Annotated in this window: 23 protein-coding genes; 17 read left to right on the top strand and 6 right to left on the bottom strand. The window is 69.0% G+C overall.

The genetic code is table 11. From position 1 onward, the window contains the following. Nucleotides 1-10: 10 nt before the first annotated feature. The 4 genes from KRR26_RS02810 to KRR26_RS02825 all read right to left on the bottom strand — a co-directional run bounded on the left by KRR26_RS02810 (nucleotide 11) and on the right by KRR26_RS02825 (nucleotide 3,900). On the bottom strand, nucleotides 11-1,285 hold the full coding sequence (locus KRR26_RS02810; protein ID WP_120203779.1) for a DEAD/DEAH box helicase: 1,275 nt from the start codon (nucleotides 1,283-1,285) through the stop codon (nucleotides 11-13). A gap of 94 nt (nucleotides 1,286-1,379) precedes the next feature. Beyond that, a complete protein-coding gene (locus tag KRR26_RS02815) occupies nucleotides 1,380-2,147 on the bottom strand; it encodes a response regulator (RefSeq protein ID WP_120203781.1) in 768 nt (255 codons plus the stop codon). A 14-nt stretch (nucleotides 2,148-2,161) separates the two neighbouring features. Further along, nucleotides 2,162-3,445, bottom strand: a complete 1,284-nt coding sequence (locus tag KRR26_RS02820; RefSeq protein WP_120203783.1) for a sensor histidine kinase — start codon at nucleotides 3,443-3,445, stop codon at nucleotides 2,162-2,164. Nucleotides 3,446-3,522: 77 nt separating this feature from the next. Then, nucleotides 3,523-3,900 carry a hypothetical protein gene (locus KRR26_RS02825; RefSeq protein WP_217079062.1) on the bottom strand — a complete coding sequence of 126 codons (378 nt, stop codon included), beginning with the start codon at nucleotides 3,898-3,900 and terminating at the stop codon, nucleotides 3,523-3,525. Between the two features lie 118 nt (nucleotides 3,901-4,018). On the opposite strand from KRR26_RS02825, the gene KRR26_RS02830 reads away from it, so the two are divergent. The 9 genes from KRR26_RS02830 (at nucleotide 4,019) to KRR26_RS02870 (ending at nucleotide 9,055) form a co-directional block, all read left to right on the top strand. Further along, the gene (locus KRR26_RS02830) at nucleotides 4,019-4,792 is read left to right on the top strand and encodes a HesA/MoeB/ThiF family protein (protein WP_217079063.1); all 774 of its coding nucleotides are present in this window, start codon (nucleotides 4,019-4,021) and stop codon (nucleotides 4,790-4,792) included. Further along, complete coding sequence (locus KRR26_RS02835; RefSeq protein WP_217079064.1) at nucleotides 4,780-5,019, top strand: sulfurtransferase TusA family protein; 240 nt, start codon at nucleotides 4,780-4,782, stop codon at nucleotides 5,017-5,019. Before KRR26_RS02830 ends, KRR26_RS02835 begins: the two co-directional genes overlap by 13 nt. Before the next feature lie 3 nt (nucleotides 5,020-5,022). Next, a complete protein-coding gene (locus KRR26_RS02840) occupies nucleotides 5,023-5,295 on the top strand; it encodes a ubiquitin-like small modifier protein 1 (RefSeq protein WP_120203789.1) in 273 nt (90 codons plus the stop codon). Nucleotides 5,296-5,302: 7 nt separating this feature from the next. Further along, on the top strand, nucleotides 5,303-5,941 hold the full coding sequence (locus KRR26_RS02845; RefSeq protein ID WP_120203791.1) for a ThiF family adenylyltransferase: 639 nt from the start codon (nucleotides 5,303-5,305) through the stop codon (nucleotides 5,939-5,941). An 18-nt stretch (nucleotides 5,942-5,959) separates the two neighbouring features. Then, nucleotides 5,960-6,430, top strand: a complete 471-nt coding sequence (locus tag KRR26_RS02850; RefSeq protein ID WP_120203793.1) for a Mov34/MPN/PAD-1 family protein — start codon at nucleotides 5,960-5,962, stop codon at nucleotides 6,428-6,430. Between the two features lie 157 nt (nucleotides 6,431-6,587). Beyond that, the gene (cysC, locus tag KRR26_RS02855; RefSeq protein ID WP_120203795.1) at nucleotides 6,588-7,343 is read left to right on the top strand and encodes an adenylyl-sulfate kinase; all 756 of its coding nucleotides are present in this window, start codon (nucleotides 6,588-6,590) and stop codon (nucleotides 7,341-7,343) included. Nucleotides 7,344-7,437: 94 nt separating this feature from the next. Further along, nucleotides 7,438-8,334: an ATP-dependent sacrificial sulfur transferase LarE gene (gene larE, locus KRR26_RS02860; RefSeq protein WP_120203796.1), complete on the top strand. Its 897-nt coding sequence runs from the start codon at nucleotides 7,438-7,440 to the stop codon at nucleotides 8,332-8,334. Next, on the top strand, nucleotides 8,334-8,831 hold the full coding sequence (locus KRR26_RS02865; protein WP_120203798.1) for a hypothetical protein: 498 nt from the start codon (nucleotides 8,334-8,336) through the stop codon (nucleotides 8,829-8,831). Before larE ends, KRR26_RS02865 begins: the two co-directional genes overlap by 1 nt. A gap of 59 nt (nucleotides 8,832-8,890) precedes the next feature. Beyond that, complete coding sequence (locus KRR26_RS02870; RefSeq protein ID WP_120203800.1) at nucleotides 8,891-9,055, top strand: ribbon-helix-helix domain-containing protein; 165 nt, start codon at nucleotides 8,891-8,893, stop codon at nucleotides 9,053-9,055. Nucleotides 9,056-9,065: 10 nt separating this feature from the next. Here the strand turns inward: KRR26_RS02870 and KRR26_RS02875 are convergent, their stop codons facing one another. Then, nucleotides 9,066-9,839: a tRNA pseudouridine synthase A gene (locus KRR26_RS02875; protein ID WP_407931705.1), complete on the bottom strand. Its 774-nt coding sequence runs from the start codon at nucleotides 9,837-9,839 to the stop codon at nucleotides 9,066-9,068. A 127-nt stretch (nucleotides 9,840-9,966) separates the two neighbouring features. Between KRR26_RS02875 and KRR26_RS02880 the strand changes: the two genes are divergently transcribed. The 3 genes from KRR26_RS02880 (at nucleotide 9,967) to clpX (ending at nucleotide 13,073) form a co-directional block, all read left to right on the top strand. Then, on the top strand, nucleotides 9,967-10,890 hold the full coding sequence (locus tag KRR26_RS02880; RefSeq protein WP_120203803.1) for an AgmX/PglI C-terminal domain-containing protein: 924 nt from the start codon (nucleotides 9,967-9,969) through the stop codon (nucleotides 10,888-10,890). A 45-nt stretch (nucleotides 10,891-10,935) separates the two neighbouring features. Further along, the gene (locus tag KRR26_RS02885) at nucleotides 10,936-11,574 is read left to right on the top strand and encodes a hypothetical protein (protein WP_217079066.1); all 639 of its coding nucleotides are present in this window, start codon (nucleotides 10,936-10,938) and stop codon (nucleotides 11,572-11,574) included. Nucleotides 11,575-11,795: 221 nt separating this feature from the next. Further along, nucleotides 11,796-13,073 (top strand): ATP-dependent Clp protease ATP-binding subunit ClpX, encoded by a 1,278-nt coding sequence (gene clpX / locus KRR26_RS02890; RefSeq protein WP_120203806.1) that lies wholly within the window; start codon nucleotides 11,796-11,798, stop codon nucleotides 13,071-13,073. Between the two features lie 93 nt (nucleotides 13,074-13,166). Here clpX and KRR26_RS02895 read toward each other — a convergent pair whose 3' ends face one another. Next, the gene (locus tag KRR26_RS02895; protein ID WP_217079067.1) at nucleotides 13,167-14,687 is read right to left on the bottom strand and encodes an Hsp70 family protein; all 1,521 of its coding nucleotides are present in this window, start codon (nucleotides 14,685-14,687) and stop codon (nucleotides 13,167-13,169) included. Nucleotides 14,688-15,063: 376 nt separating this feature from the next. Between KRR26_RS02895 and KRR26_RS02900 the strand changes: the two genes are divergently transcribed. From KRR26_RS02900 to nla6, 5 genes are all read left to right on the top strand, one after another. Further along, nucleotides 15,064-17,310: a PrkA family serine protein kinase gene (locus KRR26_RS02900; RefSeq protein WP_120203810.1), complete on the top strand. Its 2,247-nt coding sequence runs from the start codon at nucleotides 15,064-15,066 to the stop codon at nucleotides 17,308-17,310. A gap of 132 nt (nucleotides 17,311-17,442) precedes the next feature. Continuing rightward, nucleotides 17,443-18,294 (top strand): S1C family serine protease, encoded by an 852-nt coding sequence (locus KRR26_RS02905; RefSeq protein WP_120203811.1) that lies wholly within the window; start codon nucleotides 17,443-17,445, stop codon nucleotides 18,292-18,294. A gap of 67 nt (nucleotides 18,295-18,361) precedes the next feature. Then, on the top strand, nucleotides 18,362-18,826 hold the full coding sequence (locus KRR26_RS02910) for a deoxycytidylate deaminase (RefSeq protein ID WP_120203813.1): 465 nt from the start codon (nucleotides 18,362-18,364) through the stop codon (nucleotides 18,824-18,826). Nucleotides 18,827-19,036: 210 nt separating this feature from the next. Further along, nucleotides 19,037-19,723, top strand: coding sequence for a sensor histidine kinase (locus tag KRR26_RS02915; protein ID WP_147422899.1), 687 nt, complete (start codon nucleotides 19,037-19,039; stop codon nucleotides 19,721-19,723). Between the two features lie 61 nt (nucleotides 19,724-19,784). Continuing rightward, nucleotides 19,785-21,227: an enhancer binding protein Nla6 gene (gene nla6 / locus KRR26_RS02920; RefSeq protein WP_120204167.1), complete on the top strand. Its 1,443-nt coding sequence runs from the start codon at nucleotides 19,785-19,787 to the stop codon at nucleotides 21,225-21,227. Nucleotides 21,228-21,245 lie beyond the last annotated feature (18 nt).

A 21,245-nucleotide genomic window follows, 5' to 3' on the forward strand; every position in this document is an offset into this window, starting at 1 on the left:
GGACGGGCGCTCAGCGCCCGTCAGGAGTGCCCGGGCCCCCCTTGCGGTGGGAGCGCGCATGGCGCCCGGGCGCCTGATTCTGGGGCCGGCTGGAGACCCCGTGGGACGCCTGCGGCGGGCCCGGGTCTCGCTGCCGCGCATGGTACTGGGCCAGTTCCTCCACGAAGACGGGGGCCTCGCGGGGCACGTCGGCGCGGGGGATGGCCTGCCGGATGATGCGCTCGATGTCCCGCACCGCATGCGCGTCGCGCGGGGTGGCGAACATCGAGGCCTTGCCGCTGGCGCTGGCGCGGGCGGTTCTCCCGATGCGGTGGACGTAGTCCTCGGGCGCGTGCGGCACGTCCATGCTGATGACGTGGCCAATGTCATCCACGTCCAGGCCTCGCGCGGCGATGTCCGTGGCGACGAGCGCGCGATACTGCCCCCGGCGGAAGCCCTCCAGCGCCTGCTTGCGCTGGGCTTGGGTCCGGCCCGCGTGGAGCGCCGCGGCCTTGATGCCGGCTCGGGCCAGGCCCTCGCGCACCTTGTCCGCGCGCTGCTGCGTGCGCACGAAGACGAGCGCGCTCAACGGGTCCTCGGCGAGCAAGGTGATGAGCAGGGGGAGCTTCTCCTCGGGCTCCAGCGTGTAGAGGGCCTGGGTGGCGCGGGGCGCGGGCGTGCCGCTGCGAGTCACCTCCACGCGCACGGGCTTGTGCATGTGCTCCTGTGCGAAGCGGGTGACGTCCGCGCCGAGCGTGGCGGAGAACAGCAGCGTCTGCCGCTCGCGGTGGAGCGCGCCGAGCAGCTCGTTGATCTGTGGCAGGAAGCCCATGTCGAGCATCCGGTCCGCCTCATCCAGCACGAGCGCCCGCACGTGGGAGAGGTTGACGGCGCGCACGCGCAGCAGGTCCACCAACCGCCCTGGGGTGGCGATGATGAGAATGGGCTTGGCGCGCAGGGCCTCCACCTGGGCGTTCATGTCCTCACCGCCCACGATGAGGGCGTGCGTGACGCCTCGGGGCTCGCCGAAGAAGCGCGCCTCCTCGGCCACCTGCTGCGCCAGCTCGCGGGTGGGCGCGAGCACGAGGCCGAGCGTGTTGCGCGCCCCCGCGAGGCGCTCCGCGAGTGGCAGCAGGTACGCGGCCGTCTTGCCGGTGCCGGTGGCCGCGCAGCCGATGACGTCGCGGCCGGCGAGCGCGGGCGGAATGGCCTGGGCCTGGATGGGCGTGGGCGCCTGGTAGCGCGCGCGCTTCACCGCGCCGAGGGATTCGGGGGACAGGCCAAGGGACTCGAACGGGGCGCTCACCCCCCACGCCTCCCACGTCCCGGGCAGCGTGGGAAGCGAGAAACTCCGCGGCGGTGTCCGAGGGGACGTCCCGGGGGACGCTGGGCGTCGCGTGCTACACGGAGATGAGGCCCTTGCGGATGCCCTCGGTCACCGCCTCCACGCGATTGGTGACCTCCAGCTTGCGGTAGATGTGCTCCAGGTGGGTGCGGATGGTCGCCTTGGACAGGCTGAGCAGGCGCGCGGCCTCGCTGTTGGAGACGCCCTTGGCGATGAGCTGGAGGATCTCCCGCTCGCGGTCCGACAGGGGCTTGAGTGGCGGCTCGACGTCCGAGGGGACCACGGGGTCGGAGGCAGGGGCTCCAGCGGGCGGCTCGCTGGCGACGGGCGGCGCTGCCACGGGCTCGGTGGGCACGGGGCTGGAGTCCGGATCCACGCGGAAGTGGCGCAGCAGGCGGCGCGCGAGGCTGGGCTGGATGACGGTGCCCCCGGCGCGCACCTCCTTGATGGCCTCGATGATCTTGTCCACCGGCGAGCCCTTGAGCAGGTAGCCCGAGGCCCCCGCCTTCACCGCCTCCAGGACTTTGTCCTCCTCGTCGAAGATGGTGAAGATGAGGATCTCGATGTGCGGGAAGCGCGCCTTCACCTCCCGCGTCACGTCGATGCCGCTCATGCGGGGCAGGCCCAGGTCGAGCAGCAGGACATCCGGTTGCAGCCGGGGGACGTCCTCCAGCGCGGCTTCACCGGACAGCGCCGTGCCGATGATGTCCAGCTCCGGGTGGCCCTCGAAGAGTCGGAGCTGGTTCTTGAGGATCTTCGTCTGGTCCTCGACCACGAACACGCGGATGGGCGGTGTGGGGGCGGGCGTCTGGGGGGCGTCCACGGGAGCTCCGTCTTTCAGTCGAGGGTGCAGGGCAGAGAGAAGGCCACCTGCGCGCCAGCGCCCGGGGCCGAGTCCACGATGAGCGAGCCGCCCAGCTTCATGGCGCGCTCGCGCATGTTCAACAGTCCGTAGTGTCCGCGCGGGGTGCGGCTTGGGTCGAAGCCCTTGCCGTCATCGCGGACGATGAGGTCCACGCGCGCTTCGCCGAAGTCCAGCCGCACCAGCACCTTGCGGGCCTCGGCGTGCTTCACGGCGTTGGAGAGGCACTCCTGGAGGATGCGGAAGAGCGCGAGCTGCGCGTCGGGGGGCAGCTTGCGCGACGCGCCGGTGCGCTCGAAGCGGATGTCCAGGCCGGTGCGCTCGGTGAACGTGGTGACGTAGTCGCCCAAGCCCTGATCCAACTCGAAGTCCTCGCGCATCATCCGCAGGTTGCGGCGCAGCTCCTCGATGGACTCCTCGGCGGTGGCCTTCAGCTCGCGGATCTCCGAGCGCATCCCCTCGTCCCCCGCGAGGTTCAGGATGTACTCGGCCTGGATGATCATCGACGAGAGCGAGGCGCCCAGGCCGTCGTGAATCTCGCGGGCCAGCCGGTTGCGCTCCTCGACGACCGCCAGCTCCTTGAGGTCCCCTTGGAGCGAGACGACCTCGCGGTGCGCGGTGGCCTCGCGCTCGTTCAGGTAGACCAGCACGTAGACGATGATGAAGTTGAGCGCGAGGTACCAGAGCAGCGTGAGCAGCTCCACGGCCGTCACGGAGCGGTTGAGCAGCAGGTCCAGCCGGGTGGTGATGGGCAGCGCCAACAGGGGCGGCAGGATGGCCAGCGGCTTGGGGAAGAGGATGGCGAACAGCGTGGTGAACAGCAGCTGGGTCGCCAGGAGGGGGCTTTGCAGGCCGCCGCCCACCTGAGGTTTGGCGATGAGCACGACCGTGATGACCAGGTCGAAGCAGAGCGTGAGGTACGTCACCCAGCGGCCGGCGCGGGGGTGGTCGATGACGAGCAGGTTCGCGACGCTGTAGAGCAGCATCGTGAAGTAGCCCACGAAGGACAGGGGGCCGGTCAGGTCGAAGTACCCGCTCCACGCGGGCACGGCGAGGATGAGCAGGCCCAGGGTGAGGAACATCATGCGCGCGTAGAAGAGCGCGCGGGCCCTCGCCACGAAGCGGTCCTGTTCCCAGGAGGCCGCGGCCTGCTCGGCGGAGACGCTGTCGGTGAGCTTGCGCCGGTCCAGCACCTCGCGCACGCGGGCGCGCAGGTCGTTGGCCGGGTTCTCCTCGCCCAGGGCGAGTTCGGGTTCCATTCGGCCCGGAGCTTACGGGAGCCAGCGGGCCTCGGGAACCCCAGGCCCGCCGCGCCAATGCTCAGAAGGGGAGGGGGCTACTTCCCGGCGTCGCCGGACACGCAGGCCTTCTTCGCCTCGGGCTGGCGCTCGAAGACGAAGGTCAGCCGGTCGCGGGACTCGCCCGTGCGCTCGTCGAACAGGGGAGTTCCCCCGGTGTACATGGTGCCGGACGGGCCGCCGAAGCGGTCCAGGTCGTGGGCCTTCAGCCAGCGGTCCACGCAGTCCTCCACCGCGCTGGAGCCCGAGCCCGGCTGGGCAGCGTCCGGCGAGGCGGCGTCCTTGCCGCCATGGAGGGCTTCGCGGCTCGCCCCCACGTCGGTGGCGGCGTCGGGGCTCTCGCCGGTGTTCTTGTGGCAGCCGACAGCGAGCAGCAGGGTGGTGGAAAACACGAGCGCGCCGGTCAGGTTTCTCATATGTCCTGGCAGGTGAGGGCCGCGAGGCGGCGGTGGGAATCCGAGGCTTGCCCCGTAACGGGTCGGGACGAGGGGCCCACGCACCTTATTCGCTCGGCCCTCGCGGAGCAGCAGTCCGATGCACGGCCACGATACCGATCACCACCCCCGCATCCCCCAAGCCAGTCGCATCGAGCGCGCGCGGGTCCTGATGATCGGCGCGGGAGGCTTGGGCTGCCCCGCCTCGCTGGCGCTGGCCCAGGCGGGTGTCGGGCATCTGACGTTGGTGGATCCCGACCGGGTCGATGTGACGAACCTGCATCGGCAGCTCTGGCACCGCGCCTCTGACGTGGGGCGGCCCAAGGCCGAGTCCGCCGCGGCGGGCCTCCAGCGGGCCTTCCCGAGCCTGAGCACCGAGGCGCTCGTCGAGCGGGTGGACGCGAACAGCGCCGAGGCCCTCTTCCGGGCGCACGACCTCGTCATCGACGGCACGGATGGGGTGGCGACCAAGTTCTTTCTCTCCGACGTGGCGGTGCTGACGGGCGTGCCCCTCGTCTACGGCGGTGTGCTGCGCATGCAGGGGCAGGCGATGCGCGTGGACCCAGGCGGCCCCTGTCTGCGGTGCCTGTACGAGGCGCCCCCTCCACCGGACGCGGTGCCCACGTGCGCGCAGGCCGGCGTGTTGGGTTCGCTGGCGGGGCTGGTGGGGGCCGCGCAGGCCCTGCTCGCGCTGGAGTTGCTGGCCGGGGCGGGGAGCGCGCCGCGCGGCGAGGCCACGCTGCATGTCCTGGATGGCGTGCGCTTGTTGGGCCGCACGGTTCGGGTGGGGCGGGCGCCGGAGTGCCCCGGATGCCAGATCACCTCTGTGCCGCCGTCGCCGGACGAGCGGGAGGAGGCGGCATGTCCCCGGTGACGGCGACGTTGGACATCACGCGTGAGGTGTGCCCGATGACGTACGTGCGCACCAAGTTGAAGCTGGAGTCGCTCGGAGCCGGCGCGCTGTTGGAGGTCGTGCTCCGGGGCGACGAGCCCTTGAAGAACGTCCCGCGCAACGCGCGCGACGAGGGGCACGAGGTGGTGTCCCTGACCCCCCGCGGGGACGGCACGCACGTGCTGGTGCTGCGCAAGCAGGGAAGGTGAGTCATGGCGACCGTTCGGATTCCCACCCCCATGCGCGCGCTGACGCGCAACCAGGCCGAGGTGCTCGCCCCCGGGGCCACGGTGCGCGAGGTGCTGCGCGAGTTGGACGCGCGCTATCCCGGGTTGGGGGCGCGGGTGCTCGATGAGCGTGGCGCGATGCGGCGCTACGTGAACGTCTTCCTCAACGAGGAGGACATCCGGTTCATGCAGTCGCTGGACACGCCCGTGGCGGACTCCGACCGGCTCACGCTCGTGCCGGCGATGGCGGGAGGGTGAGGGCGTCATGGCGTTGCGAGAGGATCAGATCCTGCGCTACTCGCGGCAGATTCTCCTGCGCGAGGTCGGTGGACGCGGCCAGGAGGCCTTGCTGTCCGAGCGCGCGCGGCTGGATGGCGTAGGGGCCTCGGGGCTGACGGCGGCGGCGTATCTGGCGGGCGGCGGCACGCCGGTGGCGGGCGTGGGCTCGCTGACGCTGGGGCCGTGGGCGCCGGGTTTCCTGGCGTCAGCGGAGGATGTGGGGCAGCCCGCCACGGAGCTCCTGGCCCGAGCGCTGCCCGAGGTGAATCCGGACGCGGTGGGAGCTGATGCGGGCGGCGGGCTGATCGCGGAGCTACCGGCGGCGTGGAGCGGTGCCGCCCCCTGGGTCGCGCTCGGCGGCGACGGCGCGCGAGCGGCCGTGGTGTTCCGAGGGCCCGAGGGCTGTGTGTGGTGCTTCGGCGAGACGGTCCGTCACCTCACGCCGCCACCCGATGGCGCGCTGGGCGTGGCCTTGGGCGCCTTGGGCGCGCTGGTGTTCCAGCGGCTCCGGCTTGGGATGAGCGAGCCGCTGGGGGGACGCTGGCTCGCGGCACCTGGAGAAGTGACGGAGCTGGAGCCGCGGCGCTGCGCGCGGTGCGCGAGCCGGGAGACCCAGAGTCCCTAGCACCCCGGAGGCGTGCCGATGGCCCCAGCCCTGGCCCCGGACGGACGCGTCCCACCGGGCGCGGTGATCGCGGAGGTCCTCGAGCACCTGCAGGCCACGTGGCCCGAGGAGGGCTGTGGAGTGCTCCTTCGGGGCGCGACTCCGGAGACGTGGCGGGTGCGTCGTATTCGCAACGCGTCGCCCACGCCCCGCACCCACTTCGAGTTCGACCTGGGCGAGTGGCTCCAGGTCTGCCGTGACGCGGACGCGCGTGCGGAGCGCGTCGCGTGCGTCTTCCACTCCCACGTGAATGCCGCCGCGGATTTCTCCGTCGAGGACCGGGAGCGCGCCGCGCCGTCAGGAACTCCGTTGCTTCCAGGCGTGTCCCACCTCGTCGCGGCCGTACATGGCGGCTGTGTCACGCACCTGTCGCTTTTTGCTTGGGAATCCGAGGATTTCCTGCGTGTTTCGGTGTCCCTGGCCGATTTCAGGATTGAAAAACCCGTGTAAGGGCAGGCACTTGCCTGCCCGTTACCCCCACCTGCGGAAAGGTGCGTGTGGATTGTCAAGTCACCGGGTTTTCGTCTATAAAGCGCTCGTCTACTGGATCTGCCGCGTCCCACGCCATGTGCAAGAAGCGCTCCGGACGCAGGGAGTTTGAACCCTTATGGCCCCCAACACTGGTTTCACGCTTTGGTTGACCGGCATGTCCGGAACCGGGAAGAGCACCACCGCGGCGTACATCGCGGCTCGGTTGCGCCAGGTCGGTCGCAACGTGGAGATCCTCGACGAGGGAGAACTCTCCGAGTCGCTCTGGGCGGGGCTCGGTGACACCAAGGAAGAGCGTTCCGTGGTGGTGAAGCGGCTGGGCTTCGTGGCGAACCTGCTGACCCGCAACGGGGTCGCGGCGCTGGTGCCCTGCGTGAGTCCCTACAAGGTGGGCCGCGAGGAGAACCGCCGGGCGATCGGCCGGTACGTCGAGGTCTACGTCGACTGCCCCACCGAGAAGCTCATCGAGCGCGACAGCACGGGCCGCTACAAGAAGGCCCTGGCGGGGGAGATCCCCAACTTCATCGGCATCACCGAGCCGTACGAGCCGCCCAACTCGCCCGAGGTCACCATCCACTCGGACACCGAGTCGGTGGAGGACGGCGCGGCCAAGATCTTCCAGGCGCTGCTCGATCTTGGCTACATGAGCACGGACGAGCTGAAGACGATCACTGGCAAGAAGATGAAGGCCAACCCGCTGCCCAAGAAGGCGCGCCGCGGGGATGAGCCGGCGCCCATCATCGCCTCGAAGCCGGCGGCCAAGGCCCCGAAGGCGGACAAGGGCGCCAAGGCCCGGCCCGCGACCCGCGCCGCGCGTGTGGCCAAGCCAGCCCCGGCCGCGAAGAAGGCGGCGGCGAAGCGCAAGGCGCGCTAGCGTCGCCTGTCGTTCACCTGCGCTGTCCAAGGGCTCCAGGTTGCATGCGCGATGCGCGTGCAATCCGGAGCCCTTCCGTTTTAGGAGTCCCCCCATGCTGAGCCCCGAGCAGATCCAAGCCCTGTGTGAGTCGTCCCGTCCCAAGCTGGAGGCGATGCGCGAAGCGCTCCGCGCCCAGGGCAGCGCGTTGGTGGCGTTCTCGGGCGGGGTGGACTCGACCTTCGTCCTCAAGGTCGCGGTGGAGGTGCTCGGCGACCGGGCCCTGGCGCTGACCGCGCTGTCCGCCTCGGTGGCGCCCGAGGAGGAGAAGGAGGCGAGGGACCTGGCGGCTCGCCTGGGGGCCCGCCACGTGGTGGTGTCGAGCAACGAGCTGGCGAACCCCAGCTACGCGGCCAACCCGACCAACCGGTGCTACTTCTGCAAGACGGAGCTGTACGACCTCTGCGAGGCGAAGCGGAGCGAGCTGGACCTCGCGGTGGTGCTGGACGGCTTCAACGCGGATGACTTCAAGGATCATCGGCCGGGGCACAAGGCCGCGAAGGAGCACCGGGTGGTGTCCCCCCTGGCGCTCGCGGGGCTGACGAAGGAGGAGATCCGCGCGTGGAGCCACGCGATGGGCCTGCCCACCTGGGACAAGCCGCAGATGGCGTGCCTCGCCTCGCGCATCCCCTACGGCACGTCGGTGACGCGCGACCGGCTCCTTCAGATCGCTGGGGCGGAGTCCGAGCTGCGCGCGCTGGGCTTCCGCCAGTTCCGGGTCCGCTACCACCAGGACGTGGCCCGCGTGGAGCTGGCCGCCGAGGAGTACGAGCGCTTCCTCTCCGCGGACATGAGGAGCCGGGTGAACGCGGCGCTCAAGGCGCTGGGGTTCAAGTTCGTGGCGCTGGATCTGGAGCCGTTCCGCTCGGGCCGGATGAACGAGGCCGCCGGGGTGGCGCCCGCGGCGGGGCAGGGGCGGCCCGAGGCGTTCTCGCTCCCGGTGGTCGGCTGATGTTCGCCGGACTCGTCCCGCTGATCCTCGGCGCCGAGTTCATCCAGCCCTATTCGCACCCCCGCACGCTGTCGCTGCTCGTGGGGCCCGGGGCCTCCTACACGGAGCGGATCAGCGGCAACTCGGCGGTGTCCGGGTTGGCCGCGCAGTTGGATCTCGGGGCGAGCCTCTCGGTGGGCTACGGCCATGACGAGGTCTTCCTCATGGCTCGTGGCAGCACGGGCGCTCCGGGAGAGGAAGTGTCGCTCGTGGGCGGGTTCCGGAGCGTCTTCGGCGACGAGTCCTGGCAGACCTTCGTGGATCTCGGCGCGACCGTGCGGCCGTTTTCTGGGCCGTGGGTGGGCCCTCGCATAGGGTTGGGCGTGCGGCACCTGATCTCGGATCAGCTCGCGCTGTTCGGCGGACTCGGCTTCACGTTCGGGTTCGGATCCGGCCTGCGGGGCGACGTCGAGGCCTTCACCGGGGTGCAGTGGATGTTCCCGGTGGGCTCACAGTGATTTTCTTGCGATCACCCAGCCCTGTGAGATGGTGTGCGCATCTGTAGGAGGTTGCGCACTTGGACATGAATCCCCGCCTCACCTCAGTGGTCTTCCGTCTCAACCGAGAGAAGCTCGACGCGCTGAAGGAGCTGTCGCGCGCCACGCGGATCCGGCAGAGCGAGTACCTGCGCGAGGCCATCTCGGACCTGTTGTCGAAGTACGAAGAGCGCGTGGTCGACTGAGCCGAGCGACTCAGCCCGGCGCTTCGTCCCCGAAGGGGGGAGTGCCAGGCAGCCCGGGAGGGTGGAGGCGCTCTCCCGGCGAGAAGGGATCCACCGCGGCAGGGTAGCGGACCTCCCACAACACCAGTCCCTGCGCGGGCGCCTTGAGCCCCTCCAGGGGCGCCGCCGCCTCCAGCGCCGCGTGCCAGTGCTCCTCGGGCAGGAGCCCCGCGGCCACCTTCAGCGCGCTCCCCACCAGGTAACGCACCTGGTAGCGCGCGAAGCCTTCTCCTTCCAGCCGCACCTCGTAGAGTCCCGAGCCTCGCGCGTGCAGCGTGGCGGACTCCAGTCGCCGAGGCTTGCGCGGGCTGGACTTCTCATGGAACGCGATGAAGTCCCGGGTGCCGGTGGCGTGGTTCAGCAGCTCCGCCAGCCGCTCGGGACGCACCTCGCGCGAGGCCAGCAGGGGCTCGCGGGGGACGTCGAGCGCGTAGGGACGCCACGCCTCGGAGACCGTCCCTTCGAGCTGGAGGCGATAGCGGTACGACTTGCCGCTCGCCACCCACTGCGCATGGAACGATGGGGCAGGGCGCTTCGCCACGCAGATGCCGAGATCCGGAGGCAGGTGGCGCGCGACGCGTCCGAGCATCTCCTCCAGCGCGGGCGCTTCCGGCAGGCGCAGGCTCAGCACCTGCATGCGCGCGTGAACGCCGCGATCCGTGCGCCCCGAGGGCATCACCCCGGCGGGCACTCCGGCCTCGCGCAGCGCGGCTTCCACGCTGTCTTGGAGGGTGGGGCCTTCCACCTGGCGCTGGAAGCCGCGGAAGTTTCCGCCGCGGTACCAGATCCACAGTGCTGCGGGAATTCGTCGAGGAGAGGAAGGGGACACGGCGTTGCGAGCGTGTGGGCAGACGCACGATACTCCCGCGCGAATGGTGGCGGGACAAGAGCTGGCGACGGACGTGGATGACGGGCAGTGGCTCTTCCGACAGGGAGACCTGGTGCTGGGGCCGGTGGGCTCCGCGCAGATCATCGAGAAGCTGTATGCCGGCGAGCTGGCGCCGGACAGCCCGGTGGCGCCCGCGGGGGAACGGCACTTCCTGCGGATGAGCGAGGTCGCCACCTTCCAAGTGCATGTGGCGCGCTTCGAGGCGCAGGCGCGCGTGGCCGCGGCCATGGCCGTGGAGGCGCAGAAGACGCGCCAGCGCATGCTCGTGCTGGGGGGCGCCGCCGCGGTGGTGGCGCTGCTGCTGGGCGGCGTGGGGCTGATGCTCGCGCGCAACGCCGCGGTGCATGGCTGGTTCGGCGAGGACGATGCCTTCGAGGGCATCACCATGGAGCCGCCCACCATCAAGCTCGCGCAGTCGCGGCGCGACGACGAGGAGCTGCTCGCGTACCCCACGGGTGACTCGCGGCGGCCCGAGCGCCCCACCGAGCCCAAGCCCGTACCGGCCAATCCCGGAGCGGGAACCCCGAAACCCACCGCCGTGGCCCGCGCCGAGGAGCGCAAGCCGCCGCGCACGGGCAGCGTCAGCACGGATCCGGACGGCCTGGAGATGGGCCAGCAGTTCGACCAGGCGGCCATCAACCGCGTGGTGGCTGGCAACAAGGCCACGCTCTTCCGCTGCTTCAAGGAAGAGGCGGAGCGCAGCCCCGGCCTGGCCGCTCGCATCCCGCTCGAGTTCGTCATCGGCAATGACGGCCACGTGAACAAGCTCTGGGTGGACAACCCCCAGTTCAAGCAGGGGCCACTCTTCGAGTGCCTCTTCACCGAGCTGAAGAAGTGGCCCTTCAAGGCGTACGAAGGGGAGCGCGCGACGGTGGGCCTGTCGTTCAACATCGGCAAGCGCGGGTAGGGCCACTTTCTTGCCCAGCCGACGGACGTAGCCGATACCGGGGGCATGTCCGCCGGATCCGTTGCTGAAGTCGAAATCGCCAAGAAGGCCTTGAGCATCCCTCCGGGGACGTTCCGGCACACCGTGCTGCAGGCCGCCAAGCGCTTCAAGTCCACCTGGGCCGAGCTGGGCAAGCTGCTCGTGCAGGTCCGGGATGGCGCCCAGTTCGAGGAGTGGGGCTACCCCACCTTCGAGGCGTACTGCCTGAAGGAACTCCACATCAAGAAGCAGACGGCGCTCAAGCTGACGCGCTCGTTCAGCTTCCTGGCCAAGCACGAGCCGGCCGAGGAACTGGAGCAGCAGGAGTTCCCCCAGAAGGCCCCCGCCTTCGAGGTCATCGAGGTCCTCGCGGACGCCGAGGAGCGCGGTCAGCTGTCCCCCACCGAGTACAAGTCGCTGCGCGACAGCATCTGGAGCCCGGAGAAGTCCCCCACCGAGCTGAAGAAGGAGTTCACCGAGCGGTTCCCTCGCCCGCCCCCCGAGCCGCCGCCCGAGAGCGCGCAGGTGCGCAAGCTGGCGCAGATGGCGCGCAAGCTGGCCAGTGAGCTGGCGGGGTGCCGTCGGGTGCCGAACGCTGTCGCCGAGCGAGCGGCCGCCCTGGCGGATGACGTCGAGGACCTCGCCTCGGGCGTGACGGACGCCTGAGGCGCTGTTATCGAACGCGAACCCCGTTGACCGCGGCTGAACGCTCGGCGGCGGGGTGGCACCGCTGGGCTTCCTGCCCGGGGGGGAGGGCCCTATAGTGGGTTCAGGGCCCGTGTGGGCGGGCTCGCGGGCTGTTCGAGACGTGGGCAGCCTGGGGCGAGGGACGCGGTGTCGGTGGAGTAGGCCCCGGGAACCCGGGGTCGGCGAACTCGGAGGCGGCAGTGAAGAAGGAGCACCACGTCAACCTGTCCTGCTCGTTCTGCGGCAAGTCGCAGCGCGAGGTCCGCAAGCTGATTGCAGGGCCTACGGTCTACATCTGCGACGAGTGCATCAAGCTCTGCAACGACATCATCGCGGATGAGAACGAGCGCGAGGAGGGCAAGCCGCAGGTCAGTCTGCCCACGCCCGCTGAGATCAAGGCCTTCCTCGACGACTACGTCATTGGCCAGGATCAGGCGAAGAAGGTCCTCGCGGTCGCGGTGTACAACCACTACAAGCGCATCTACCAGAAGAAGCCGGCCAGCCGGCCTCGCCCGGGCGTCAAGAGCCCGACGGGCGAGGACGTGGAGCTGAGCAAGAGCAACATCCTGCTCATTGGCCCCACCGGTAGCGGCAAGACGCTGCTGGCCCAGTCCCTGGCGCGCTTCCTCAACGTCCCGTTCACCATCGCGGATGCCACCAGCCTCACCGAGGCCGGCTACGTGGGTGAGGATGTCGAGAACATCATCCAGAACCTCCTCCACAGCGCGGACTACGACGTGGAGAAGGCGGCGCGCGGCATCGTCTACATCGACGAGATCGACAAGATCGCGCGCAAGGGCGACATGCCCAGCGCCACCCGCGACGTGGGCGGCGAGGGCGTGCAGCAGGCGCTCCTGAAGATCATCGAGGGCACGCGCGCCAACGTCACCCCGCGGGGTGGCAAGAAGTACAACCAGCAGGAGTACGTGCAGGTCGACACGACGAACATCCTGTTCATCTGCGGCGGCGCGTTCCACGGCATCGACGGCATCATCAAGCGCCGCGTGGGCGAGAAGGGGCTCGGCTTCGGCGCGCGCATCACCCACCGCGAGGAGCGCAGCGTGGGCGAGCTGCTGGCGCTGTCGGAGCCGGAGGACCTGATGAAGTTCGGGATGATCCCCGAGTTCATCGGCCGCTTGCCGGTCATCGCCACGCTCAACGACCTCAAGGAGGATGACCTCGTCACCATCCTCATGACGCCGAAGAACGCGCTGGTGAAGCAGTACCAGAAGATGTTCGAGATGGAGAAGGTGAAGCTGACCTTCACCAAGGAGGCCCTGCGCGCCATCGCCCGCGAGGCGATGCGCCGTCACTCCGGAGCGCGCGGCCTGCGGGCCATCATGGAGGACGCCATGTTGGAGATCATGTACGACGTGCCGTTCCGCGAGGGCGTCAAGGAGTGCAAGATCACCGAGCAGGTCATCACCAAGCACGAGCCCCCGCAGCTCGTGTTGGAGAAGGAAAAGAAGACCGCCTAGGTCGCCAGCCTCAACCGCTCGGCTGATGCACGAAGGCCCCTCTCCCAGCCGCTGGGACGAGGGGCCTTCTCACGTCCGGAGACGCAAGCGGGCTCAGCTCTGCGTCACGCGCACGGTGGTGCGCATCTCGCGGCCCGTGCTCGGGTCACGCGCCTTCATGGTGAGGATGCCCTCGACGTTCACGTCGAAGGTGATCTCCACCTGCACGCCACCCGCGCGGGCCTGTTGGATGCCGGAGAAGGTGAACTCGCCGAGCAAGTCGTTGCGCGCCACCTGATCGTGGTCGCCCTGGAAGATGCGCATGGCCAGCTCTGTCTGGTTGTCCATGCTCGTCGTCGCCAGGAGTTGTTTGGCGTTGGGGATGGGCGCGTTGCGCGGGAAGACGGTGTGGAAGGCCCCGCCCGCCTTCTCCAGGCCAATGGCCATGGGAATCACATCCAACAATTGGATGCGCAGGTTGGTGTCGTCCTGGAGCGAGTGCGCGTAGAGCGCGGCGCCGATGGCCACGGCCTCGTCCGGGTGGACGCCCTTGCTGGGCGGCTTGCCGAAGAACTTGGTCAGGCGGTCCTGCACCACGGGCATGCGCGTCTGCCCGCCCACCAACATCACCTCGTCCACGTCCTTGGTGGACAGCCCCGAGTCCACCAGCACCCGCGCCACCATCTGGAGGGTGCGGTCCACGAGGTGGTTGGTGAGCTGCTCCAACATCTTCCGGGTGAACTTCATCTCGATGTTCAGCGGCTGGCCCTGCGCCGTCATCGTGATGAAGGGGATGTTGAAGGGGACCTCCTCGCGCGCGGACAGGTCGATCTTCGTGCGCTCGGCCAGGTCCTTGATGCGCTGCATGGCCACCGGGTCCGTGGCCAGGTCGATGCCCGTCTTGGCCGCGAAGTCCTTGAGGACGTGGTGGATGATGGCGTTGTCGAAGTCGATGCCGCCCAGGAAGACATCGCCGCCGGTGGCCTTCACCTCGAAGACGCGATCGCGGATCTCGATGATGGAGACGTCGAAGGTGCCGCCTCCCAGGTCATAGATGATGACCTTTTCCTTGAGCCCCTTGCCCACGCCGTACGCGAGCGCCGCGGCCGTGGGCTCGTTGATGATGCGCACGACGTCCAGGTCGATGAGCCTGCCGGCGTCCTTCACCGACTGGCGCTGCCGATCGTTGAAGTAGGCGGGCACCGTCACCACGGCCCGCTTGATCGGCATCTTCAGGTAGTTGGACGCGACCTCGCGAATCTTCCCGAGGATCTTCGCGCTGACTTCCTGGAGGGTGAACTCCTTCTTGCCCACGTCCAGGGTGACGTCGTTCTTCTTGCCGGGGCGCATGTTGTACGCCACGACCTTCTTCATCGTCTCGACGACGTCGCTCTGGAAGGGCCGCCCCACCAGCCGCTTGGCACCGTAGACGGTGTTGCGCGGATTGAGCTGCCATTGACGCTTGGCCTCGTAGCCGATGAGCTCGTTGCCCTTGTCATCGATGGCGAAGATGGAGGGGATGGTGTACTCGCCGCCCTTGTAGGGGATCAGCTTGACGTTCCCGCTGTCCTCGACGATCGCCGCGCACGAGTTCGTCGTGCCGAGGTCGATGCCGATGATGGGCTCCTTGTGCATCGCGCTTGGGCTCCGGAAGTGACTGGCTGCGAAAGAGTGCCCGAACGTAGCTCACCCGACCCGGTCGCGCGAGTCGGCTGCGCGGTGTCATGCCCGCGAGGTGGGGAACCTTCCGCTCGGCGTGGTGCGCTCCCGGCCGGACAGGTTCTGGGTGGGGACGCTCCCGGAGTGCTGCCTTGCGGCCCGGCGGGTAGGGTCCGGCATCTGGCGGCCCGTCGGGTATGGGGCGGGGGAGCGACCGCCGCCTGCGAACACAAGGGGCCGGGGACGCTGGACATCCAGCGCACCCAGAGGAAAGTTCGACCCACGGGCGGGACTCGCGAGCGTTATGTGTCCCGACTCGAACGGACTGACCCGAGCACAGAGGGGAGCCGCCGTGGAAGCGAAGGGCTATCTGCAGGAAGTGGGCGCGCAGGTGAGTGCCGACTTCGTCAAGAACCGGTCCATCCTGTCCTTCGAGGAGTACCTCACGCTCTTCTTCAGCGACCCGCGCAGCCAGGCGCGCAACGCCGCGCAGTTCCTGCGGGACGTGATGGACCACTTCGGCACCGAGCAGGTGCCGCATCCCACGGGCACCATCCGCCGCTTCAAGGTCTTTGACGCACCGGGCAGCGAGCGCGACGGGCGGGTTGCTGGCCAGGAGGAGGTCCAGAACGCCATCTACCGCGTGCTGGGCAACTTCGTGCGCGCCGGGCGCATCAACAAGCTCATCCTCCTGCATGGCCCCAACGGCAGCGCCAAGTCCACCCTCGTCAACGCGCTGAAGGAGGGGATGGAGGCGTACTCGCGGCTGCCGCAGGGCGCGCTCTATCGCATCGCGTGGGTGTTCCCCTCGGAGAAGCTGGTGAAGGGCTCCATCGGGTTCGGCGAGCGCGCGGCCGCCGCGTCCGAAAGCGATGTCTCATCCTTTGCGCACCTGGATGCCGAGTCCATCGAGCTGCGCATGCCCTGCGAGCTCAAGGACCACCCCTTGTTCGCCGTGCCGCCCACTGATCGGCGCCGCATGGTGGAGGGCGCTCTCAAGAAGAAGGGCATGGGCGATGGGCAGAACGGCGACTTCATCCTCTCGGACTACGTGCGCGACGGAGAGCTGTGCGCCAAGTGCCGGCGCATCTACACCGCGCTGCTCAACTCCTACAACGGCGACTGGCTCAAGGTGATGCGCCACGTCCAGGTGGAGCGCTTCTATGTCTCGCGGCGCTATCAGCTCGGCACCGTGACGGTGGAGCCGCAGATGAGCGTGGACGCGATGGCGCAGCAGATCACCGCGGACCGCACCCAGCTCAACGTCCCCGCGGCCCTGCACAGCACCGTGCTGTTCGAGCCGCACGGCCCGCTCGTGCACGCCAACCGCGGGCTCATCGAGTACGCCGACCTGCTCAAGCGACCCTTGGAGGCCTTCAAGTATCTGCTCGGCTTCAGCGAGACGGGCGAGGTGCCGCTGGAGCCGTTCGTCCTCCAACTCGACGAGGTGCTCATCGCCTCGTCCAACGAGAAGCACCTGGGCGCCTTCAAGGAACTGCCGGACTTCGCCTCGTTCAAGGGCCGCATCGAGCTGGTGCGCGTGCCCTACCTGCGCCGCTACAAGGTCGAGCAGGAGATCTACGACGCGCAGATCACCTCCACCACCGTGGGCAAGCACGTGGCGCCGCACGCCACCGAGGTGGCCGCGATGTGGGCCACGCTCACGCGCCTCAAGAAGCCCATCCCGGACCGCTACCCCCAGGACGTCAAGGAGCTCATCGACCACCTGACGCCGCCGGAGAAGCTCCACATCTACCAGGAAGGCGCGGCGCCGGACCGGCTCAGCTCCGCCAACACGAAGGAGCTGCGCAAGCTGCGCGCGGACCTCTACGAAGAATCCGAGGCCTATCCCAACTACGAGGGGCGCGCGGGCGCGAGCGCGAGAGAAATCAAGACCGCGCTCTTCAACGCCGCGCAGAGCCCTGACTACAAGTGCCTCAACGCGCTGGCGGTGCTCGAGGAGCTGCACGCCATCTGCAAGGACAAGAGCGTCTACGAGTACCTCCTCCAGGAGGTCGTCGACAGCTACCACGACCATGAGACGTTCGTGCGCGTGGTGGAGGCCGAGTACCTGGACCGCGTGGACACCGAGGTCCGCGACTCGATGGGGCTCGTGTCCGAGGGGCAGTACCGCGAGCTGGTCGAGCGCTACATCCAGAACGTGAGTCACTGGGTGCGCAACGAGAAGATGCGCAACCGGGTGACAGGTGCCATGGAGCAACCGGACGAGCAACGCATGGCGGAGCTCGAGGCCATTGTCATGCCCCGGGGCGAGGACCCGCATGAGTTCCGGCGCGGGCTCATCGCGTCCATTGGCGCGCACCGGCTCGACAACCCGGACGCGCTCATGGACTACCCGCGCATCTTCCCGGACATGTTCAAGCGCCTGCGCGACCACTACTTCGAGGAGCGCAAGCGGGTGCTGCGCAAGAACAAGGAGAACGTCCTCAAGTACCTCTCCGAGGATCGCGGGCAGCTTTCTTCGCGCGAGCAGTCGCAGGTGCAGGAGACGCTCAAGACGATGGCCGAGCGCTACGGGTACTGCGAGCACTGCGCCAAGGACGCCATCCTGTTCCTCATGCGCAAGCGCTACGGCTGAGCCGAGCCCTCCGGGCGGGCGGTTGGGGCCTTGATGCCCGCCTGCTGTTCATTCCAGACGCGGTCGGGATGATGGGAGGTCCCACGGATGTCGAGTGGGGTGTCCTTCGGCTTTCCCCCTTCCGGAGTCTCGATGAAGCGGTTCGTGCTGGGCGGCAGCGTGCTGGTGTTCTCCGTGTCGTGCGCCTCGGCCTCGCGTGTCGCGCGCTTGCCCGAGGAGGAGGCGGGGCCACCCGCGACGCTCGTCAGCGCTCGCCCCTCGCGCAAGGAGATGGTGCGGCGAATCCTCCCGCACAACGTGCGGCTCGTTGCGACGGATGGGGGCGAGCCGCGACGCACTGCCTCGGGGGTCGTGGTGGGCACCGAACGCACGGCGCAGGGCGTGGCCAGCTTCGTCCTGACCAACGCGCATGCGGTGGTGACGAGCGACCTGAAGGCTCCCGCGCTGAAGATTGTCATCGATGGTCGCGGCGACGCCGCCGAGTATCCGGCCGAGGTGGTGGCCACCGGCGAGGTGCCCGCGTTGGATCTGGCGTTGTTGCGTGTGCCCGGTGTCGCGCTGCCCGCGGTCGCGCTGGCGGACGACGACGAACTGGAGCCCGGTGAGGACGTGGTGGTGGCGGCCTCACCCTATGGTCGGGCGTTGTCCATCTCGGGCGGCATGGTGTCGCAGGTGGAGTGGGACGCCGAGACGAAGCGCCCGCGCATGCTGAAGACGGACGCGCCCATCGGCTACGGCGCCTCGGGTGGCGGCATCTTCAGCCTGGAGACGGGGCGACTGTTGGCCATCGTCGAGGGCTACCGCACCGCGCAGGTGGGCTTCGAGGTCGCCGCGCAGGCCTACAGCTTCGATGTGCCCATGCCGGGCGAGACGTTCGCGGCGCCCACCGCCAAGGTGCGCGGCTTCCTGGAGGCCAAGGGCTTTGGTCGCCTGCTCGCCCAAGGGGAGCGCTCCGGCTCGCAGCCGCCCACCGCGCGCCGGTGAGGCGCGGGGAGAACTGGACACTCCCGCACGACGGGGTACATCCGAGGCCTTTTCGGGAGGGCAGGGCATGTCCGGACGCGGCTCGTGGGATCAGTACTTCATGGACATCGCCCGGCAGGTGGCCACTCGCGCCACGTGCGACCGCAAGCACGTGGGCGCGGTCATCGTGCGCGACAAGACCATCTTGTCCACGGGCTACAACGGCTCCATCCGCGGGCTGCCTCACTGCGATGACGTGGGCCACATGATGGAGAACGGCCACTGCGTGGCCACCGTCCACGCCGAGGCCAACGCCATCATCCAGGCCGCGAAGAACGGCGTGGGCATCGACGGCGCGACCATCTACACGACCGCCAGCCCCTGCTGGCCGTGCTTCAAGCTCATCGCCAACAGCGGCTGCTCGCGCATCGTGTACGCGGAGTTCTACCGGGACCCCCGCATCTTCGAGCACGCCGCGCGCATCGGCCTGGAACTGGTGGGCTTGGGCGACGCCGCCCGACCCCCGTCCACGGGTACCGCGTCCACTGGGTGACAGTCCCCGCGCGGGATGATCCGCGCGGACAGCGGTAACGTTGGCTGAGCGACACTCGGGAACCCACGCAAGTGGCTGTTCCAACACGGGAATTTGCCGTTTCCGGCAAGAATTACCGCCCCAGGGTTGACGTTGCGGATCCCGCTCCCTAAATCCACGCTCCGCAGGGGTGTGGGTGCAGGGAAGACGGAAAAACCCGAGGAGTTCCCGTTGGTTACACCGATGGTCGCGACCAGCAGTGCGTCCTCCGTCCAGGAGTCCGCGGACCCGGTGGTGGGGGCGGCCCGCTACGCGGCGGTGCCCGCGCTGATGGACAGCTTGCTGCACGACGTTCGCAATCCGCTGAACGCGCTGGCCATCCATCTGGAGGTCCTCACCGAGAAGCTCAAGGGGGACTCGGGCCAGGTGCCTCCATCGCAGGACAAGAACCTGCGGGCCATGCGCGAGCAGATCCAGCGCGTGGACGGGATGTTGAAGATGTTCTCGGACTTCATCGTGTTCCGGGGCGCTGGTCCGTCCGGAGAGGCGCCCCTGTCCGAGGCCGCGCAGCGGGCGCTCGACGTGCTGGGCCATGAGAGCCGCCGCCGCCGCTTGCAGGTTCAGGTGTCGATCGAAGCGGACGTTCGCGTGCGTCTGGCGGACACGAGCGAGCTGGGCTTCTTCCTGATTCAAATGCTGACCCGCGCCATTCACCGCTCGGCGCCGGGCAGCGGGCTGCGCATGGGGGTGCGCTCGGAGGATGCGCGGGCGGTGCTGGAGGTGGAGGACACCGGAGGCGCGGCGGCGGGGACCGTGGCGGCGGATACGGAAGCCGCGCTGAGGCTGCGCGCGGCCCAGCTGGGCCTGGAGCTGGAGCTGCGGGCCGGCCTGTGCCGGCTGTTCTTTCCGCGCGCCTGAGTCTTCCGGGCACTGGCCGCGGGTTGGCGTCATCACGTCTCACGCTGTGGAGGTCTTCATCTTGGGCAGCGCACGAATCCTGGCGGTGGATGACGAACGCGACACCTGTGAGGCGCTGGCGGAGATGCTGGGCACGTGGGGCCACAAGGTCGAGACGGCCTTCGACGGCCACGATGCCCTGCGCAAGGCGGGCGAGTTCCGGCCGGACGTCGTCCTGTCGGACTTGTTCATGCCCGAGACCGATGGCCTGTGGCTGTTGCGCAATCTCAAGGAAGAGCTGCCCGACTGTCCGGTGGTGTTCCTCACCGGACGCGGCACCATCGACGCGGCCGTCGAGGCCATCCGCGAAGGCGCCTATGACTTCATCGTCAAACCGCTCGACACCGCGCGGCTGAAGGTCTGCATCGACCGCGCGTTGGAGAAGAAGGAGACCATGCGCGAGGTGCAGACCTTGCGGCGGCGCCTCAAGCAGTTGGGCTCCTCGGACCTCATCGCCCAGTCGGCGGGGATGCGCAAGGTCATCGAGCTGGTGGAGAAGGTGGCGCCCTCCAAGGCGAGCGTGTCCATCAGCGGCGAGTCCGGCACGGGCAAGGAGGTGGTGGCCCGCGCGGTCCACAACCTGTCCTTGCGCCGCGACAAGCCCTTCATCGCCATCAACTGCGCGTCCATCCCGGCCACGCTGATCGAATCGGAAATCTTCGGCCACGAGCGCGGCGCCTTCACGGGCGCGGATCAGCGCCGGCCAGGCGTGTTCGAGCTGGCCCACGGCGGCACGCTCTTCCTGGACGAGCTGGGCGAGATCCCCATCGACCTGCAGGCCAAGCTCCTGCGCGTGCTCGAGGAGGGGCGGCTGCGGCGCCTGGGCGGCAAGGTGGAAATCGAAGTGGACGTGCGCGTGCTGTGCGCCACCAACCGCGACCTCAAGCAGGAGATCAAGAACCAGCGCTTCCGCGAGGATCTGTACTTCCGCCTCAACGTGTTTCAGATCCACCTGCCGCCGCTCAGGGATCGCCGCGACGACGTGCCCATCCTCGTCCAGCACTTCGTGGACAAGTTCCGGGGGGACTCGGCCAAGCGCGTCACGGGCATGCACCCAGAGGCCATGGAGGTGCTGAAGAACTACGACTGGCCGGGCAACATCCGCGAGTTGCGCAACGCCGTGGAGCGCGCGGTCATCCTCTGCGACGGGGAGCTGATCACCCGCGAGCACCTGCCGCCCGACATGGCGGGCAAGAGCCCGGAGCGCCACACCTTCCGCTTGCCCTACGGACTGTCTTTGGACGCCGTGGAGCGCGAGTACATCCTGGGCAGCCTGCAACGGAACGGAAACAACAAGGCCCGCACGGCCGAGGTGCTCGGCGTCAGTGAGAAGACGCTCTACAACAAGCTCAATCGCTATGCGGCCGAGGCCCGCGCCCAGTCCACGCCGGGCGGCGGAGGTGGGGGCTTGGGAGGGCAGGGCGGCGACGGCCCGATCGGCGCCAGCAGCCTGCTCGCCCGCTGACCTTACAGGTAGGAAAAG

This window comes from Citreicoccus inhibens, from assembly GCF_019039035.1.
GTDB lineage: Bacteria > Myxococcota > Myxococcia > Myxococcales > Myxococcaceae > Citreicoccus > Citreicoccus inhibens.

Bases quoted from the DNA above. Each gene is read 5' to 3' on its own strand.
- KRR26_RS02820 (WP_120203783.1), bottom strand. From the start codon at position 3,445: ATGGAACCCGAACTCGCCCTGGGCGAGGAGAACCCGGCCAACGACCTG.
- KRR26_RS02825 (WP_217079062.1), bottom strand. From the start codon at position 3,900: ATGAGAAACCTGACCGGCGCGCTCGTGTTTTCCACCACCCTGCTGCTC.
- KRR26_RS02830 (WP_217079063.1), top strand. From the start codon at position 4,019: ATGCACGGCCACGATACCGATCACCACCCCCGCATCCCCCAAGCCAGT.
- KRR26_RS02835 (WP_217079064.1), top strand. From the start codon at position 4,780: ATGTCCCCGGTGACGGCGACGTTGGACATCACGCGTGAGGTGTGCCCG.
- KRR26_RS02840 (WP_120203789.1), top strand. From the start codon at position 5,023: ATGGCGACCGTTCGGATTCCCACCCCCATGCGCGCGCTGACGCGCAAC.
- KRR26_RS02845 (WP_120203791.1), top strand. From the start codon at position 5,303: ATGGCGTTGCGAGAGGATCAGATCCTGCGCTACTCGCGGCAGATTCTC.
- KRR26_RS02850 (WP_120203793.1), top strand. From the start codon at position 5,960: ATGGCCCCAGCCCTGGCCCCGGACGGACGCGTCCCACCGGGCGCGGTG.
- cysC (WP_120203795.1), top strand. From the start codon at position 6,588: ATGGCCCCCAACACTGGTTTCACGCTTTGGTTGACCGGCATGTCCGGA.
- larE (WP_120203796.1), top strand. From the start codon at position 7,438: ATGCTGAGCCCCGAGCAGATCCAAGCCCTGTGTGAGTCGTCCCGTCCC.
- KRR26_RS02865 (WP_120203798.1), top strand. From the start codon at position 8,334: ATGTTCGCCGGACTCGTCCCGCTGATCCTCGGCGCCGAGTTCATCCAG.
- KRR26_RS02880 (WP_120203803.1), top strand. From the start codon at position 9,967: ATGGTGGCGGGACAAGAGCTGGCGACGGACGTGGATGACGGGCAGTGG.
- KRR26_RS02885 (WP_217079066.1), top strand. From the start codon at position 10,936: ATGTCCGCCGGATCCGTTGCTGAAGTCGAAATCGCCAAGAAGGCCTTG.
- KRR26_RS02895 (WP_217079067.1), bottom strand. From the start codon at position 14,687: ATGCACAAGGAGCCCATCATCGGCATCGACCTCGGCACGACGAACTCG.
- KRR26_RS02905 (WP_120203811.1), top strand. From the start codon at position 17,443: ATGAAGCGGTTCGTGCTGGGCGGCAGCGTGCTGGTGTTCTCCGTGTCG.
- KRR26_RS02910 (WP_120203813.1), top strand. From the start codon at position 18,362: ATGTCCGGACGCGGCTCGTGGGATCAGTACTTCATGGACATCGCCCGG.